Genomic DNA, 16842 nt, shown 5'->3' with positions numbered 1-16842 from the left:
CGAGACTGTGCTCATCGCCCAGAGTTTTAGCAATTCCTGAGGCGAATGGAAAGTTTGGTTCGGATGCGGAATCTTAGCGCTTAAGCGCTCGTTTGGCATGTTTCACGATTCCGGCGGCATCTAGCTCAAATTTGGCATAAAGTTCCGAAGGCGAGCCACTTTCTCCAAAGACATCGTGAATGCCGTGCATGATGAGTGGGGCTGAAGGCTCGGGTCCTAAGGCCTCTGCCAGGCTTCCTCCCATGCCTCCTGCGACCATATGATCTTCAACCGAGAGCATGACCGAAACGCGTTTAGCCCACGCCCGGACTTCTCCGGCGTTCAGTGGTTTGATGGAGGGCACATTGATCACCGCAGCGCTGATACCCTCATTTTTGAGCAATTCCGATGCTTGCAGGGCATGCATCACAGTGCCTCCGGTCGCAAAGATGGCGATATCGCTTCCCTCGGATAACACATCCAACGCGCCTGCTTTGAAGACATAATCTTTGCTATGCATTGGGCTCAGGTTTTGCCGAGTAAGACGCAGGTAAGCGGGGCCTTGGTGCTTCGCCAAATGCATCATGATGGCTTGCGTTTCAATCTCATCACAGGGCTGAAAGACCTGCACACCCGGTAGCGTGCGCAATAGGGCCAAGTCTTCTAGACCCATTTGCGAGTAACCGTCTGGACCGATGCCTACGCCAGCGTGGGTGCCCACCATGGTGACGTTGGCTTTGGCATAGGCGACAGAAATCTTAATTGTTTCAAAACGACCCGCCAAGAAGCAGGCAAAAGAGCAACAAAAGACATGCTTGCCAGTGGATGCCAAACCCGCAGCCACACCAAGCATGTTTTGCTCAGCGATGCCCATTTCAAAAAAGCGTTCGGGAAATTGTTTGGCGAAGATGTCACTCTTGGTTGATTTCGATAAATCGGCATCCATGACTACGATATCAGGATGCGAAGCACCAAGGCTTGCGAGTGTCTCGCCAAAAGCTTGTCGGGTGGCTTTTGCTTTTTGTTCTTGCGTCATGTTTTACTCGCTTAGCTCCTGAAGGGCTTGCTGCAGTTGTTCGTCGCTCGGGGTCACACCATGCCAGCCAATCTCGTGTTCCATAAACGAAACCCCTTTGCCTTTGATAGTGTTAGCCAAAATGATTTTAGGGCTTCCTTCAGCTTTTTTGGCCCAGTCGAGGGCATCAAGGATCTGCGCGTAGTCGTGCCCATCGATGCTTTTTGTTTTCCAACCAAACGCTGACCATTTATCGGCCAAAGGTTCAATGGGCATCACTTCCGAGACGGGTCCGTCGATTTGGCCGCGATTGTAGTCCAAAATACCGATAAGATTATCGATTTTATACTTCGCTGCACTCATGGCGGCTTCCCAGACTTGGCCTTCTTGAATCTCGCCATCGCCCATCAAACAAAACACGCGGTAATCTTTTTTATCGAGGCGTGCGCCAAGTGCGATCCCCTGGGCGACGGACAAACCTTGTCCAAGCGATCCGGTGCAGGCTTCAATGCCTGCCGCTGTGCCCACGACCGGGTGGCCTTGCAGAGGCGATCCCAAAGTTCGTAAGGTTGGAAGCAGGTCACGATCAAAATAGCCATGCTGTGCAAGCACTGCATAAAGAGCGGGTACGCCATGGCCTTTGGAGAGCACAAAACGATCGCGATCGGGCCAGTTTGCGTTTTTCGGATCGTGTCGCAACTCGCATTGGTACAAAGTTGCGATCAAGTCGATAGCGCTTAGCGAGCCACCCGGATGGCCACTGCCTGCTTTGGTGAGCATGGTGAGGATGTCACGCCTAAAACCACGGCAGAGCTTGCTAAGCTCTGCCACTTGTGTTGATCGATCGATGCTGCTCATAATAGTGGCGGCTTAGTAGCACGGATTGTCAGCGAGGAACACAGGATATATCCTGCCAAAAACGGGGAGAAATATGACAAAGAGAGATGTTTTTGTAGCGATTTCAGCCGTGTTTGTGCTTGCTGGGGCTTTGCTTTTTTCTAGCCAGAGTCTTGGACAGCGCGCTCGGGCAAATGAGGGTGGCGCCGCAGCGTTGCGTGATGGACCAGGCGGCATGTGGGTACTGCAAGGCAACAAGATATACGTTTGCACTTCAGGCATGATCGCTCAGGGAAATAGTCCGCCTGCGCCGCGTTGTGGCCCAGCAACTATCTTGATACCCTGATGGTTTATCCCGCGAAACTGACGCTCTACTACTATCCAAGCTGTTTTTATTGTCAGCGGGTGCTTAGCGTCATTGAACAGTTGCAAGTTGATGTTGAGCTACATGATATTTTGATCGAGTCTGAGTCGCGACGCGAGCTCATTGCAGCGCGAGGCCGCAGTACCGTTCCTGTGTTGCGCATCTTTAGCGAACAAGGCGAGACCTGGATGCCAGAATCACGCGATATCGTTGCCTATCTCGAAAAAAACTTTGCTAAGTTTTAACTTTAGGTGGCAGATCGGTAGTCGCTAAATCGCCATCGATGAGATGAGGCGAGTCTTCTTCAGGTGGTGGGGAAATTTGAACGGCGTTTTCGACGTTTTCGATGCGTTTCCTTAACTGATCGTTTTCATCACGCAATGCACGCACCATTTCAGCAACTGGATCGGGAAGACTGGCATGATCGAGCGTTGACTCAAAGCGTGACGCCTTATCGCCCTTGGCGGGCACAATTCGGCCTGGGACGCCAACGACAGTTGCACCTGCCGGCACGGGTCGGATCACCACAGAACCTGAGCCGATGCGCGCATCATCGCCAATAGTAATGGCACCTAAAACACAAGCATTTGATCCAACAACCACGCGTTTGCCAAGCTGAGGATGGCGAATAGTGGGTTCGGTGTGCGTGCCACCAAGGACTACGCCTTTATACAAAATGCATTCATCACCGACGATGGCAGTTTCACCGATCACCACACCCATGCCATGATCGATAAACACGCCGCGGCCAATGGTAGCGCCAGGATGAATCTCAATGCCGGTGAAGAAACGATTCAGATGGGATAAAAAGCGTGCCAAAAAGTAAAAACGATGGTGCCACAGAAAATGCGCAAAACGATGGCAGGCAAGAGCGTGCAAGCCTGGATAACTAAAGATCACCTCAAGCCGAGAACGCGCAGCAGGATCGTGCTTGAACACTGCATCAATATCTCCGAGATAGCAGGCGAAGGTAGCGCGCAGCCGGCCTAGAGGACCTCGTTTTAAAGGAGGCTCACAGGGATTGGACGGCGGAGTAAGTGAGGGTGTGGAAGTCATAAACGACGGTAAACTCCCATGCTCTTTAGCAAGTTTTTCCCTAGGAATAAATGTCGATTGCTATGCCCACTTCCATTTCGCGCAAAGCAAGTTGCGATGCGCACAATGTAAGCCTTTTTCGTAGTAGTTTTTGGACAACTCCGTGACTAATTGCCTTCAATTCAGTATAGTTAAGGTTAGGGGCATGTTTGGGTTGCGGGCTTGTCGTCGTGTTGATCGCGATCGATTTTAACGCGGGTGTCCTAATATTCGGGGGCTCACATGAACGGATACCGACACTACGCATGGCAACTCTCGTTGCTTGGCATGATATTACTCTTGCTTGGTTTACCAAGTGCTTGCGGTAGTGGTAGCGGATCGAAACAAGATGGTGCCAGCGATTTTGTTGTAGAGCTTAGCGTGGATAGCCCCGTGCCAGCGGATGCTCAGGCTAAAGGCAAAATAAGCGTTCGTCTCACGAATAAAGAAGGCATTCCCCAGGTTGGCGTTGAAGTCGAAGTCACTTCATCGCGTGGCGATGTCGATACGATTTTTGGTCCGGCCTATCCAACAGACGATACAGGCAGCACGATCGCTTATATCTCCTCGGCTACGACTGGAACAAGCACCCTTCGTCTTTGGGCTGGTGCCGTCGAGCTTGATGCGACAGCTGATGTGGAGTTCCGTGCGTGCACAGCCACCGAGCAGTCATGCGATGGCTTTGATGATGACTGCAATGGCGAGGTCGATGATGGACTTGCTCCAAGCACATCGTGTAAAAGCATGGGTGTTTGCGATGGAAGCGTACCGAGTTGTTCAGGCAAAGACGGCTGGGTTTGCAGTTATCCTGCAAGCTACACTGAAACGGAAGATAGCAGTCAGTGCGATGGGCTTGATAACGATTGCGATGGAACGACCGATGAAGAGTGCGAATGCACAGACGGTGATTCTCAAGCTTGCAGCAGCGACGTCGGCGAGTGCACGGCAGGAACACAAAGCTGTCAGAACGGAAGCTGGTCGACTTGTTCGGGTCAACTCCCTGTCACTGAGAGCTGCGATGGTCTTGATAACGACTGCGATGGCATTTTCGATAATGGTTTTGATGGCGACAGTGACGGCTATACAAGTTGCGGCACGCAGCCCTCTGGAGGCATCAGTTCTGCGTTGATTGATTGCGATGACGGCAACAGCAATGTTAATCCCGGAGAGACTGAGACCTGTAACAATGTGGATGACAATTGCGATGGCGACACAGACGAAGGCACAGATGCTTTGTGTGATGATGGCGTGTTTTGCAACGGTGCTGAAACCTGCACTAGCGGTTCATGTCAAAATGGAGCAGCACAAAGCTGCAACGATTCCAATGCATGCACAACGGATAGCTGCAACGGTTTAACGGACATGTGTGAGAATGTTGCAAGCAGCACGGTGTGTGGTGATGGATGCTGTGGAGCCAGCGAAACCACCTGCGATTGTCCTCAAGATTGCGGCTCTCTTAGCGGCGATGGATGTTGCAACGGCAGCGAAGACGTCAATACGGCACCAGGCGATTGCGGTGTTTGTACTACCGCATGCACGACAGGTTCCTGCAGTCAGGACTGCGGAGGCAGCGGCTGCGCGCTCAATTGTGAAAACTCCTGTGGCTGTGATCTTGGTTGCTCAAACACCACAGGCACATGCGATATGCAATGCGATAATACATCAACATGCGCTGTGGACTGTTCTGATTCTGAGAAATGCCTTGCAGATTGCAACGACGATGCCTTGTGCGATTTCAATTGTTCAGGTGTCTCTGATTACTGCAACCCAAGTTGCGGTGATGATTCGACTTGCGGCATTGATTGCACCGATGCGGCAACCTGCAGACCTGCTTGCAGCAGCAACGCCAGTTGTGACATTGATTGCACCGATACAAGTGATGAATGCGATGCCACCTGTAGCGACGATTCGCAATGCAACATCGATTGCACGAATGCTAACACATGCAAAGTTACCTGCTCTGGCACTTCGGATTGCGAGATTGATTGTACCTCCGCCGGAGATTGCGAAACCGTTCGATGCACGGGAAGCGCAAGCTGTTTGCTCAACTGCACTGGTGCAAGCTCTTGTTCCATTGATAGCTGCGGAAGCGGATCGCCCCAAAGCTGCCCTGGTAACATCGTCGTCTGCAACCGCGCTTGCCCCTAAATTATGCGCTACCGTTAGCGAAACCAAAGACGACGTATACGCGACCGACATCGATTTTTTCACCGACATCGGTAAAGAACGCGCCAGAGATTATGTCTGAATAGCCGTCTTTGTTAAGATCGCAGGTACTCAGGGAGCGTCCGGGTCGATCGTCTGCCGAGACGCCGTCAATCGCAAAACCATTGCTTCCGTCGAGTGTCGCTAAATCAAACTCAGCACTCGTCCATGATCTTCTTCCATAAACAATGTAGATGCGGCCGGTTGTTTCACCTGGACCCAGTTCAGCAAGGGCTAAGTCTTCGATGCCATCGCCGTTGATATCGGGGATGAAGGTTAGTGTCCGTCCAAACTGTCTGCCCGGGTCTAAACCGCTAAACTTAATACCCTAGGAAAACGCGCTGGCAGCCTTCCTGGCCTTCCTGGTGTCTGTTGATCCCTTGCCTTGGTCCTAGTGGTGCAAAAGGTCAATCGAGCGCCAGCGATTGCTCCTGATGCGCACCAAGTACGCTGCGGAACTTAGGAACATGCAAAAAAGAAAAGCACCCATTGCAGCAATATAGCCACCATCAATTAGCATCACTCCAATGATGGCCAAAGGCACGAACACCAGCCAGTTGATGACCAGTTGCGCAGCAAACAACCAATGCGTGTCGCCGACTGCACGCAAAAAGGCAGTTAGCACGGTCGCCGTTGAGTCAAAAAGCAACACGGCCGCACTTATTTTCAAGATATTACTGCCTACATCGACGAGGCTAAAATTCGCGTCCTTTCCGATAGCAAATAAGTTTAGATAAAACTCAGGTACGAGGAAGTAAGTTGCACCGAGCAACACTGCCCAGAGAATTGTGACGGACAGAGTCATGCGAAGAATTTGTGGGGCACGCTCGGGCATTCCTGCTCCGATATACTGCCCAGCGATGATTGCTCCTGCTGCTCCCAAACCAAACGCCGGTAAAAAACAGAGATTGTTGATATTCAAAACAATCAATGTAGCCGCTGCTAGTTGTGTGCCCAAATGCGCAACAGCAACATTTATGAAAAACGTCCAAGACCCATAGCCCAAAAAAGATAAAAGCCCATTGGGAAGTCCAAATCGCAACAAGCGATAAAACTCTTCAGACTTCAACTCACGCCGAGACAAATAACCTCTATTAATGTTCTTTCGGAAGAAGACCATCACCAATAAAACAGAACCTAAAGCACTTGCTAAAACACTAGCTATGGCAGCACCCTGAACCCCAAACGCGGGGATACCCCAATGGCCTGTAATTAAAATCCAATTAAGGAAGATATTTGCAAAAGTCATAATCAACTGAACGACCATCTGAGTTCTGGCGTCGCCTTGTCCCGCGTACCACATGCCAAGAGCTTCGGTAATAACAAGCGTTGCCACACCAAACATACGTATCCACAAATAATCGACCAATAAACTTTGGACTTCGAGAGTATAGTCCGACAAAGCAACTGCGGGCTTCAGTAACGGGAGAATCGCTAGTGCCAACACTTGTGCTAGCAACGCAATCCCAATTGCATACACCGCATAACGCTGGCTGGTGACGATATCTTTTTTTCCCGCATATTGGGATGCAAAGCTCTGCACCATATGAACTATTCCCAATGGGAGCATGGCAAAATTGATCAGATCAACTGCTCCTGCGGTAACAGAAGTCACTGCTTCCTCTCCCAGCGGGGAAACCATCACAGCGTCTGCGATTCCGGTAACTGCCAAGGTCGAGCGCGTAACAACTAAAGGTCCAGCCAAACGAATTAGCTTTTTCAAGTCGCTTCTAGACTCTGTCGTATTCAATAGAACCCTCAAGCATGCACTCCCTTAGGACACCACTAAATCGTGATAGCGCGAGATTATGTCAGCATTCTCTCGCATGGCTCTTATAGCTTGTGCATCTTTGCAAACTTCGGATCCGAACTTAAAATAACTGAACGAGCGATGTGGTTTACATCCCCTTATTAATTTGGCTTTGAGCATGCCCCCAAAATCGATGCATGCTACACCCTGTTCAATGGCATCTATAATGGGTCTATAGAACAATAAATTAAAGTAGCTGTAGTCAGTGGCACGCTCGTAGTCAATGCCCATAACTCTGGCAAAGAGAGTGTTGTCTTGGAGAAAGAAAAGTGAAAAAGCTACAAGATTTTCATTTTGGTAAGCAGCATAAACCGTGTGAGTTAGCCCAAGACCGAGTAGCCCTTCAATATAGTATCGAGCGTGCTGAACCGGCCCAGCGTCAAAGCCCATGTGCTTAGCATTCACATTGTGAAAAAGTTCCGCTGTTCGATCTATAGGTAAATCTTCGAGGCGTTCCTGTTTGACAATCATACCGCTTTCTTTAAATTTTTTCATTTCACGTCGTGTTGACTCGCGCCGTTTCCTACTAAGGCTGGACAGATATTCATCAAAGCTCTTCCACTTTATGTCTAAAATCGCCATTGGGTTCATTTGCATTGGTATCCAATCAGTTTGATCTAAGTAAGAGCGTATTGGACTGTCTTCCATTACATACAAAAGCGACGAGGCTGCACATTCCAGTTCTTCACCGAGCTGCTTTAGTCCATCCACAATCGATGTGTTTACGGTATTGATAGTTTCTGGGCTAAGTCCATAAGCATACATGGGACCCGTCATAAAACCTTCTGGGGCCGTACAGATCAAGTTTGGAAAAAGCTTGTCACCAACGGCCGCATCGATGTACTCAGCATTGGTACTAAACTTCGCATGGTCGATCCCTGGTAGGTCTTCAAACTGGATGAAAGAAGCTTTTGTAAAGAGTTTCCAGAGATTGTACGTGGGCCATATCTGAGGATCTCTTATTCGGCAACATGGAGCTAACGCTTGAATTCTTCCAGAGCCATCTTTGACGGCAATGTATCGACTATCCTGCTCGAATCGTGACTCACCAAGCTTAATCCATGGCTCGGTATGGTAGCAATCTGTGATGTGTAGATCATTCCACCAATCTGGTTGAATTTCCCGATGACTGTAAAGAACGTCCAATGTGCCCCCCCCCAGCGCAAGCGTATATTCCACCACTATAAACAAATACGCAAACAAATGATGGATGTGTTCTAAATACCCATTTTCCTGGCAACGCTAGGCGTGTCCAGCTTAAGAACGTCTTCGCGCTGAAGATCTGTAGGAACCTCTTCGTGGTAACAAAAGGGAAACATGAAGCTAAGCAGGTTTTGTCTGAGTGTTTGCTTTTTGAGTGAATCTTGCACACGTCTAAATGTCTTCTGAGGTTCACACATCATGCTTTCAAGAGCTTGGTGAATCGAGTAATCTTGAGCATACAAAGCAATAATTGGCATGACGAGTTGTGTAGGTAATGCCCTTTCGAAAACCCTAGAAGATTCCGTAAAGCCCATTGTTTGTAGAGCTGTTACCCAATGCTCCAACAGTGGCGGCATTCGCTCACACTGATTGACTCCAGCAAGCAGTACGGCTCCATGCTTGATAAGTAAGGTTAAGGCAAGAAAATTTGTAGGTACCAGATCAAAGCGACGGAGCGCTTGCAATAGAGCTTCTGCTTGCATCGGGAATTCAGAATCTAGCCCTACAAGCTTGTTGCTCTCTACTTTCAATCGTACGGCTCGCCCTTTGCCACTTCTCGCCCAAAACAACTGACTTCCTCTGGCTTCACCTGACCAACAGTATTCAAGGCCGTCCAAGGCCTTTAACGTTATTGACCTGTGCTCTTCAGAACAACAAATGTGAAAGTATTCATCGCGCTGCGCAAAAGAGTACTCCAAAAGATCAATCACTACATCTTCTAGATGAAGATAAACCAAATTTGGAAATCCAGAAATATAAGATCCAAAAGCTTTCCATAGTTCAGTATTGAGCTTGCAAAATTGATCCGACAATATCATTCCTTCTAATTTCGAAAAAGGAACAATTTCCTGAACTGCTAACGGCAAATTTTCGTAATGCTGACGGCTAAACCCGGCATGACCGTACACAAGGTTTCTTTTGTACTTGGAGGGCATAATGTTTTTCTTTTCGTTTCCCCAATATATGGCTCTGGGCTCGGTTTTGTTGTTCATGGGTATATTACCTGTCGCCAATACCGGAACAACTTTGAGCTGCTTGCAATACATCGCATACGCAGTGACCAAATTGGACTGAAAACACAGAGGTTGAAACAATGTGCCACAATGATCTGAAGTACATAGAGATGCGCTCCGCTCTAATTGCCATCTGAAAGACTCTACCAACTCAGGACTATGCAGACGAGCAGCATGCTCCAACAAAATATTCTTCAGCACTTCACTTGGCTTTTGTTGATGCTCAAGTTGACCGCAGTACTCGTTTAACCGAAGCTCGCCGAACTGCTTCAAACGTTCGCCCAAAGCAGGGCGCACCTGCACGACGCTGTCGTACAAGTGTCGTAGATCCGTAGGTAGCATGGAAATCATGGGAACTCCTCATCTTTTACATCATGAACGATGGAAAAAAATAACTATTTGCAATCGCTCTAACTTGGAAGTGGTCTACTTCGGCAACACCGTTGCTTTGAGCGATGGTGACATAAGGTTAGTGGGATTTGAATGATGGTTGAGTCCCAAAACGTGACTAATTTCGTGAGCTACGGATTTTTGAGGCCAAACAGATCAAGGTCTTCAAAAAGAGTTGGAAGCAGGTGCAGCGTGTGGCTCCGCCATGACCTTCACACTTTCAAAAAACGTCTTTATGCCTTGGAAAAGAAAGTGGCCTCTGAGGGAATTGTTCTTACCGAAGCGCAAGTCGCGGCGATGGAACAAGGCAAACAATACGACGAAGCCCATGGTGAAATCGACACCGCATACCCCGGATTTTTAGGCTCCCAAGATACTTTTTATGTCGGCACGATGAAGGGCGTCGGTCGCAAACCTTTGTCGATACCTACAGCTTTACAACAAAGAACCAACCCATCAAAGCAAGACGTGCTGTGGACGTACGCCTTGGCAGACTTTGCTTGACTGCAAACAAGGCTGGAGCGATAAACACGTAGGCGAAAAGGTCGTATAACATCATCTGACAGACGACTTCTCCAATCAGGGTGACTGTCCCATTAAGTCTCGGCTACTAGAAATAACCGTTCCAACGCATTTTTGGAGTTAAAGATGAACGCGGCTGTTTTGCTTGTGCACATGGGCTCAAAAAAGCCATAGGCCAACTTCTCTTGACTCGGTTTCACCGATTGCCAAGCGCAGAGCCCCAAAAAAGGCAAAAAGGTGCCAGCGACCTTTGGTGGGAAGTTGGGGTAGGCATCTTATGGTGATTTGATAATTTGAAGACGCTGTCTGAAATGACCTAGCTCCGGCGCTCGTTGCTTTGATACGCAGGTTTAGGCAGAGGCTGCATTGCGCTTAAATGGGTTTGGCATGCAGCTATGAAGCATTCCATTGTCTGGAAATATCCCACAAGAGCTTCCATACTATTGGGGCACATGTTGCATCGGTGTAAAATGATGGTTATACTAAAATACCGTGTCTAAGACATCTTTCATTTTGCTAATGCTCTTTTTTAGCCTTTGTGGGTGCGGTCGACTCGGTTTTGATCCGCTGCCTCCACAAGGTTCCCGTTTAGACAGCGACAACGACGGGATAGTCGATAGTGAGGAAATTCTAGGTGATACTGATGCCGATGGGCTGCTCAATATTTTCGATGACGATGACGATGGAGACACTATTCCCACTCGCGGTGAAGTCGATGATGAAACAGCCATGGGCGAATTCGACGTCGATGCAGATGGTGATATGGCTTACTTGGATACCGACAGCGACGGTGACGGTTTGCTCGATGCAGACGAGGGAGATGGTGATCTTGATGGCGATGGGATCCCAAACTACCTAGATAACGATAGCGATGGCGATGGAGTTCCGGACGATACGGACGTAGATACCTACTGCAGTGATGGTATCCAAAATTTTACCGAAAGTGACGTCGATTGTGGAGGCAGCGGCTGTGGGGCTTGCGCTCAAGGTCAGGGTTGCAATGTCGCTTCTGATTGTGTGACGGCACTTTGTAGCAACAGGACTTGCGTTGACCCTTCCTGCGTCGATGGTCAACTCAATGGTGACGAGACCGATATCGACTGTGGCGGGAGTTGTGGTGGTTGCGCAGTGGGCCAAGGTTGCTCTAGCGCTGGAGACTGCAACTCAAACCTATGTACAAACGGATTATGCGGTGCGAGCAATTGCACGGATGGCCTGCTTAGCGGCGATGAGACCGATATCGATTGTGGGGGTTCGACATGCACTGCCTGCGTGGATGGTGCAGGCTGTTCTGTTGCAGGAGATTGCAGCTCAGGCGTATGCACCGGCAATATCTGCCAAGTGCCAACCTGCTTCGATGGCGTCACCAACCAAGATGAAACAGACACCGATTGCGGCGGATCGATATGCACCGCCTGCGCCGGTGGCGCTGGCTGCGCGGTGCCCAGCGATTGCAGTTCAGGCGTGTGCACTGGCAATGTCTGCCAAGCACCGACTTGCAGTGATGGCATCACCAACCAAGACGAAACAGGTGTCGATTGCGGTGGTTCAACATGCTCTGCCTGCGCCGATGGAGACTCATGCTCGGTTGCTGGGGATTGCAGTTCAGGCGTGTGCACTGGCAATATCTGCCAAGCACCGACTTGCAGTGATGGCATCACCAACCAAGACGAAACAGATGTCGACTGCGGTGGTTCAACATGCTCTGCCTGCGCCGATGGAGACTCATGCTCGGTTGCTGGGGATTGCACATCGGGTGTGTGCACTGGCAACGTTTGCCAAGTGCCAACCTGTGCCGATGGCGTGATCAATCAAGACGAGACCGATACCGATTGCGGGGGCAGCACATGCGGCGCATGTTTCGATGGCGCTGGCTGCGCGGTGGCCGGCGATTGCAGCTCAGGCGTGTGCACCGGCAATATCTGCCAAGCGCCGACTTGCAGTGATGGCATCACCAACCAAGACGAAACAGATGTCGATTGCGGTGGTTCAACATGCTCTGCCTGCGCCACAGGGCAAAGTTGCTCGGTTGCAGGGGATTGCACATCGGGTGTGTGCACTGGTAACGTTTGCCAAGCACCGACTTGCGCTGATGGCGCTACCAACCAAGACGAAACAGATGTCGATTGCGGTGGCAGCATCTGCGGAGGTTGTGGGGATGGGCTTGCCTGTCTTGTGGGTGGTGATTGCACTTCGGGCGTGTGCACTGGCAATATTTGCCAAGCTAGCGCGGCGACTTGCAGCGATGCCATGCAAAACCAAGACGAAACAGATGTCGATTGCGGCGGTGTATGCGGCGCTGTTTGCGCAGTGGGCCAATCGTGCAATTCGGCAACGGACTGCGCGAGTGGTTTTTGCATCACAAATCAGTGCACCGCGGCAGCCTCTTCAACGTGGACCCGTGCAATCGGAAGTACTTGGGTCGCCAAACTTAAAGGCATCTCGACACCGGATGCATCCACTATTTACCTGACGGGCACCTTCCAAGGGCCTTCGGCCGATATGGGCGGTGCCCCAATCCCTCTTGTGGGAAGCACCGACACTGTTGTTGCAAAATACGACAGCAACGGCAATCATCAGTGGTCCTTTGGAATAGGAGCGGCCGGTGCCAAAGTCGATGTTTCACGCATCGTCAGCGATTCAAGTGGAAACATTTATATCGGCGGCATGTTTGATGGCTCAGTGGATTTTGGGGGAGGCACACTGACTTCCTTAGGCACTTTTGGGATGCCTTTGTAGCCTCTTACGACAGCAATGGCACACATCGTTGGTCCAAACGTTATGGCAATGCCAGTGTGAGCATCGGACCCTTCAATGATTTGGCAGAAGACTCTGCAGGTAACATTTTCTTCAAGGTGGTCACCACAGGTGCCACCGCAGATTTCGGAGGAGGGGCCCTGGCCGCTGGGCAAATTCTAGTCAGCCTCGATACCAACGGCAGTTACCGTTGGGGCAACTCTTTCGGCTCTACCAACGTCAACTGGAACTCGATTGCAGCGCGCGGATCACTTTATTGCGCCGCTGGAACGCTCAAGGCTGCGACCGATTTTGGTGGCGGGCTTATCACGCCTTCAGGATGGGATTTGTTGTTGGTATGTTTTGATCAAACCGGCAACTACCAGTGGGCAAATAACTATGCCACGCCCTCCGGGATTGGATCCTACGGCACAACCATTGATTCCTCGGGCAATGTTACAATCGCAGGAGGAAAAGCGGGGAACGCAAGCATGGACTTCGGGGGAGGTGTGGTAACCGGCCCCGCTTCGGATCCGATTTTTGTTGCCAGCTACACTTCCGCCGGGGCCTACCGGTGGGCGCATATGTATTCCGCATCGCCTAGCACCTACGAGCAAGCCAGGCGGGTAACATCGAATGCAAACGATGATATTATCTTTTCCGGAGAAATGTATGGATCCGTTGATTTCGGCGGCGGACCGACTAACTATGTAGCGTCTTCTACTGTTTTTGTGGTGATGCTCGATACCAACGGCAACCACCTTTACTCGGTGGGCTCCGGTGGTGTGAGTCAGGATTACAGTGAAGGCATTGCGGCCGCTGGCACAACCCATGCTTATGTAGGCGGAGATTTGTACAGCACGCTGGATTTTGGCCCAGGCCCAGTGACGTCGACCGGAAACCGCGGCATGTTCTTAGGGCGATTGGGCCTGTAAGAGCGAAGAAGCCTAGAGCAATTTGTGCAGGTGCCAACGACATTTAGCGGATGTGCATGCTTCGGCGGCTCAATGTGCCGTCAGAAGCAAACAAGGTCCGGTTGCAGCACTTCATCACCGCTGCATGGAAAAACATAAATCTGCCAAAGTGGCGCTCACCGCGTGCATGCGTAAGCATCTCGTCATTCTGAACGCCATCTGCCGAGACTAGAGCACCTAGAATCCACCAGCAATCCAAGTCCCCTTGGTCCTGCGCTCATGCGTTGCTTTGTTATCGCTGTTTTTCTTGTGGCTAGTCATCACACTGTCAAGGCCCAGACTCTAAAAGAGCGTGTTCACGAACATGTTGAACAAGGATTTGAGCGCTCGAACGAAAAAGCCAGACAGCAAAAGCTGACGCGCAAGTCCCAAACTTCAGCCGTGGACAAAAAGAAAAAGCCAAGCACCGCGCCGCCGCCTCCTGTGCTCAAAAGCGCAAAGACAACGCAGCCATCGGTGCGAAGCGATTTACCAAAGCGATGGTTTGGTAAAAATTTCCGGGCTTGATATTACACTTGGGCTTGGATACCGTGCCTGGCTTCCGCAGGGTTACTCCAGCGTTCAAATCAGCATGGCTAACTACTTGACCTGGCGCATCAGCGCACAAGCGCGCCTCTTTGATTTTCTTAACATTCACAAAGGCTACTACGAATCCAATGGTCTATCCGGGCCAAGAACCGGAGCTGCGCCGAGCATTGCCCAAGTGGGCTCGTACATCCCCCAAGCTGCATGGCTGCTTGGCATGATCGGTTTTCCCATTTTCAAACACTAGGAGCCCATCGTGCGTTACGAGCCGCGCGCGTTTGATACAAGTACACGACCGTCGCGACCGGTGTGCGTGGTGGACCGTGGTGCATCGGGTGATCTCGAGCAATGCGAACTGTCCGATAGTAAGCTTAGAATCGTCTCGGGATTCGAAATGCTCGTCATGGGCGTGCGCTATGATAAGTCTAGTGATTCGACATCAGCGGTTCACAATCCGAGTCGTGCCCAGCTGCCTTTTTATTTTGGAGTGGGCCTGATGTCGTACTGAAAGCCCTACCAAGTCAATATCGACGGCTTGGTACTTGAAGAATTTCTTTTCGATGGTCGCTTCAGAGGAGCGGGGCTGGCAGTTGGAACAGACTTGGGTGGTGGGATCAATCGCGCCTACGCCAATCTGGATGTGCAACTTGGCCTGGGAGAAGTTAGCCTCACGCATAATCTTACACTCAACGAGCCCGCTCCGGAAGGTTGGCTCATCGGGTATCTTCAGGGAAACGCTGAACTGGGCTTTCGCTGGGCCTTTGTCGAAGGTCCACCCACTTTGATTTTCGCGCCCGCGGTGAGTCTAGGTCGCGTCTTCTTTCTTTTTTCAAACCAACTCCAAAGACGAAACAACCTCAACTCCAAGTGTGAACTGGGATTTTCTCTGGTCCGTGTATGCTTCGCTCACTGTTGCCATCTAAGGACCTCGTGCACCTTCAGAGCCTCTTGCTTGCAGGGACTTTCCTCCAGCTTGGGAACGGCTTGCAAAAAGCAGCCATATTGAAGGCGCTCTTCTAAACGACAGGACCAAACGAGCTCATCGTTATGGACGGTCATATCGGGACAGCCATCACACATATTGGCCTCACCGTTGGCAAGCATGTCGATGGGTTGAATGATGGTAATGGACTGAAAATGTACCGGAGAAGCTGCACGTAGTGGATGACGAAAGGCATGCCGCATGAAGGAGCGAGCTGCTTTGCGCACGCCGCGATCAAAGGGTGAAAAAGCAAACATCATGCTTCGGCCTTTTCGCAAAGCCGAAGGACGAACGTAGGCAAGATAGCGCCCGGCAAACATATGATGCGCATTTTGAACAAGTTCAATGTATTTCTTTCCAACGTAGCCATAAGTGCGCTCCTTGGAACTCAGCCGAGAAGCGAGTAACCATTTGAAACTGTCAGGATCTTTGGTGCCCCCTAGATAGGCACAAGGTTCATAGTCCGGAAAACGCTCCCGAATTTTACTTACGATATCACGAGCGTTGAGTGGCTTCGGATTCTTTTCTTGGTCGTAATAGACCACATCTTGCGGGGCCTTTACTTTTTGCCCGTTGGCAAAATAGTCGAACTCATTGGAACGTAAGGTTCGAAACAAAATGAACACCATGTTGTGTACGATGTCGACATGCTTGGCTGCCCATTCAACAAGATCGGGGACGTAGTCGAGGGTATGCGGAAAAACAGTCGAATTAAAGGCCACGCAAATATTCCCGGCCTCTGCAACCATCTTCGCGTAATGCAAGCGCAAATCGCAAAGCTCAAGCTCGTTCTTGTTTTTCCAACCCGGCCTTCCCTGACTTGAGTCAATATGAAAGGTAAAACCGTAGATACCAGCCTTCTTAAGCTCGCGAAGCAGCTCCGGTGTAAGGGCAAGACCGTTGGTGTTGATGACAGGCTTAAGATGATAGTCATCGTGAATCATGCGAACAAGCTCGACAATATGGGGATGGACGATAGGCTCTCCGCCAGCGATAGAGATGCTATCTACACGTCGGTTTTGCGTGAATACATCGAGATCATGCCGAACACGTTCAAGTGACTTATCGCTCTTCGGATCGTTGCGCGAATAGCAACCCTCGCAATATAGGTTGCAGCGCTTGGTCGGCTCGAGCCAGCAAAGAACATTGTCGTTCAAAGTCCAGGGGAGTCGATAGTAATCTGAGGGATGAATTTCACGGCTCTGCATAGGCT

The 16842-nt window shown here is 50.4% G+C and carries 16 protein-coding genes and 1 pseudogene; 8 read left to right on the top strand and 9 right to left on the bottom strand.

The genetic code is table 11. The features are described from left to right. Positions 1-73: 73 nt before the first annotated feature. The gene (locus tag IPJ88_02225; protein QQR90581.1) at positions 74-1015 is read right to left on the bottom strand and encodes a transketolase family protein; all 942 of its coding nucleotides are present in this window, start codon (positions 1013-1015) and stop codon (positions 74-76) included. Between the two features lie 3 nt (positions 1016-1018). Further along, positions 1019-1852, bottom strand: a complete 834-nt coding sequence (locus IPJ88_02220; protein QQR90580.1) for a transketolase — start codon at positions 1850-1852, stop codon at positions 1019-1021. A gap of 73 nt (positions 1853-1925) precedes the next feature. Here IPJ88_02220 and IPJ88_02215 point away from each other — a divergent pair, with 73 nt between their 5' ends. Next, on the top strand, positions 1926-2177 hold the full coding sequence (locus IPJ88_02215; protein ID QQR90579.1) for a hypothetical protein: 252 nt from the start codon (positions 1926-1928) through the stop codon (positions 2175-2177). After that, complete coding sequence (locus IPJ88_02210; protein QQR90578.1) at positions 2177-2440, top strand: glutathione S-transferase N-terminal domain-containing protein; 264 nt, start codon at positions 2177-2179, stop codon at positions 2438-2440. The genes IPJ88_02215 and IPJ88_02210 overlap by 1 nt, the downstream gene beginning before the upstream one ends. On the opposite strand, the gene cysE is transcribed toward IPJ88_02210, so the two are convergent. Then, complete coding sequence (gene cysE / locus IPJ88_02205; GenBank protein ID QQR90577.1) at positions 2430-3251, bottom strand: serine O-acetyltransferase; 822 nt, start codon at positions 3249-3251, stop codon at positions 2430-2432. The genes IPJ88_02210 and cysE overlap by 11 nt on opposite strands. Positions 3252-3512: 261 nt before the next feature. Between cysE and IPJ88_02200 the strand changes: the two genes are divergently transcribed. Further along, positions 3513-5417, top strand: a complete 1905-nt coding sequence (locus tag IPJ88_02200; protein QQR90576.1) for a hypothetical protein — start codon at positions 3513-3515, stop codon at positions 5415-5417. A gap of 1 nt (position 5418) precedes the next feature. On the opposite strand, the gene IPJ88_02195 is transcribed toward IPJ88_02200, so the two are convergent. The 5 genes from IPJ88_02195 to IPJ88_02175 all read right to left on the bottom strand — a co-directional run bounded on the left by IPJ88_02195 (position 5419) and on the right by IPJ88_02175 (position 10013). Beyond that, positions 5419-5799 carry an FG-GAP repeat protein gene (locus tag IPJ88_02195; GenBank protein QQR91941.1) on the bottom strand — a complete coding sequence of 127 codons (381 nt, stop codon included), beginning with the start codon at positions 5797-5799 and terminating at the stop codon, positions 5419-5421. A 66-nt stretch (positions 5800-5865) separates the two neighbouring features. Then, on the bottom strand, positions 5866-7197 hold the full coding sequence (locus tag IPJ88_02190) for an MATE family efflux transporter (GenBank protein QQR90575.1): 1332 nt from the start codon (positions 7195-7197) through the stop codon (positions 5866-5868). Between the two features lie 51 nt (positions 7198-7248). After that, a complete protein-coding gene (locus IPJ88_02185) occupies positions 7249-8463 on the bottom strand; it encodes a GNAT family N-acetyltransferase (GenBank protein ID QQR90574.1) in 1215 nt (404 codons plus the stop codon). Positions 8464-8501: 38 nt separating this feature from the next. Then, entirely contained in the window at positions 8502-9851 is a 1350-nt protein-coding gene (locus IPJ88_02180; protein ID QQR90573.1) for a hypothetical protein, read from the bottom strand. Positions 9852-9926: 75 nt separating this feature from the next. Then, complete coding sequence (locus IPJ88_02175) at positions 9927-10013, bottom strand: hypothetical protein (GenBank protein ID QQR91940.1); 87 nt, start codon at positions 10011-10013, stop codon at positions 9927-9929. Positions 10014-10079: 66 nt separating this feature from the next. Between IPJ88_02175 and IPJ88_02170 the strand changes: the two are divergent. The 5 genes and pseudogenes from IPJ88_02170 (at position 10080) to IPJ88_02150 (ending at position 15155) form a co-directional block, all read left to right on the top strand. Then, positions 10080-10324, top strand: a pseudogene (locus tag IPJ88_02170) (IS481 family transposase). Between the two features lie 580 nt (positions 10325-10904). Beyond that, on the top strand, positions 10905-13151 hold the full coding sequence (locus tag IPJ88_02165; GenBank protein QQR90572.1) for a hypothetical protein: 2247 nt from the start codon (positions 10905-10907) through the stop codon (positions 13149-13151). Between the two features lie 56 nt (positions 13152-13207). After that, the gene (locus IPJ88_02160; protein QQR90571.1) at positions 13208-14083 is read left to right on the top strand and encodes a hypothetical protein; all 876 of its coding nucleotides are present in this window, start codon (positions 13208-13210) and stop codon (positions 14081-14083) included. A 523-nt stretch (positions 14084-14606) separates the two neighbouring features. Continuing rightward, positions 14607-14894 (top strand): hypothetical protein, encoded by a 288-nt coding sequence (locus tag IPJ88_02155; protein ID QQR90570.1) that lies wholly within the window; start codon positions 14607-14609, stop codon positions 14892-14894. Positions 14895-14903: 9 nt separating this feature from the next. After that, entirely contained in the window at positions 14904-15155 is a 252-nt protein-coding gene (locus IPJ88_02150; protein QQR90569.1) for a hypothetical protein, read from the top strand. Between the two features lie 398 nt (positions 15156-15553). On the opposite strand, the gene IPJ88_02145 is transcribed toward IPJ88_02150, so the two are convergent. Further along, positions 15554-16837, bottom strand: a complete 1284-nt coding sequence (locus IPJ88_02145) for a radical SAM protein (GenBank protein QQR90568.1) — start codon at positions 16835-16837, stop codon at positions 15554-15556. Between the last annotated feature and the right edge of the window lie 5 nt (positions 16838-16842).

Source organism: Myxococcales bacterium (assembly GCA_016699535.1).
GTDB lineage: Bacteria > Myxococcota_A > Polyangia > Polyangiales.
Note: the sequence above shows the minus strand (reverse complement) of the source record. Positions and strands in the feature narration are given on the sequence as shown.

Bases quoted from the DNA above. Each gene is read 5' to 3' on its own strand.
- IPJ88_02225 (QQR90581.1), bottom strand. From the start codon at position 1,015: ATGACGCAAGAACAAAAAGCAAAAGCCACCCGACAAGCTTTTGGCGAG.
- IPJ88_02220 (QQR90580.1), bottom strand. From the start codon at position 1,852: ATGAGCAGCATCGATCGATCAACACAAGTGGCAGAGCTTAGCAAGCTC.
- IPJ88_02215 (QQR90579.1), top strand. From the start codon at position 1,926: ATGACAAAGAGAGATGTTTTTGTAGCGATTTCAGCCGTGTTTGTGCTT.
- IPJ88_02210 (QQR90578.1), top strand. From the start codon at position 2,177: ATGGTTTATCCCGCGAAACTGACGCTCTACTACTATCCAAGCTGTTTT.
- cysE (QQR90577.1), bottom strand. From the start codon at position 3,251: ATGACTTCCACACCCTCACTTACTCCGCCGTCCAATCCCTGTGAGCCT.
- IPJ88_02200 (QQR90576.1), top strand. From the start codon at position 3,513: ATGAACGGATACCGACACTACGCATGGCAACTCTCGTTGCTTGGCATG.
- IPJ88_02180 (QQR90573.1), bottom strand. From the start codon at position 9,851: ATGATTTCCATGCTACCTACGGATCTACGACACTTGTACGACAGCGTC.
- IPJ88_02145 (QQR90568.1), bottom strand. From the start codon at position 16,837: ATGCAGAGCCGTGAAATTCATCCCTCAGATTACTATCGACTCCCCTGG.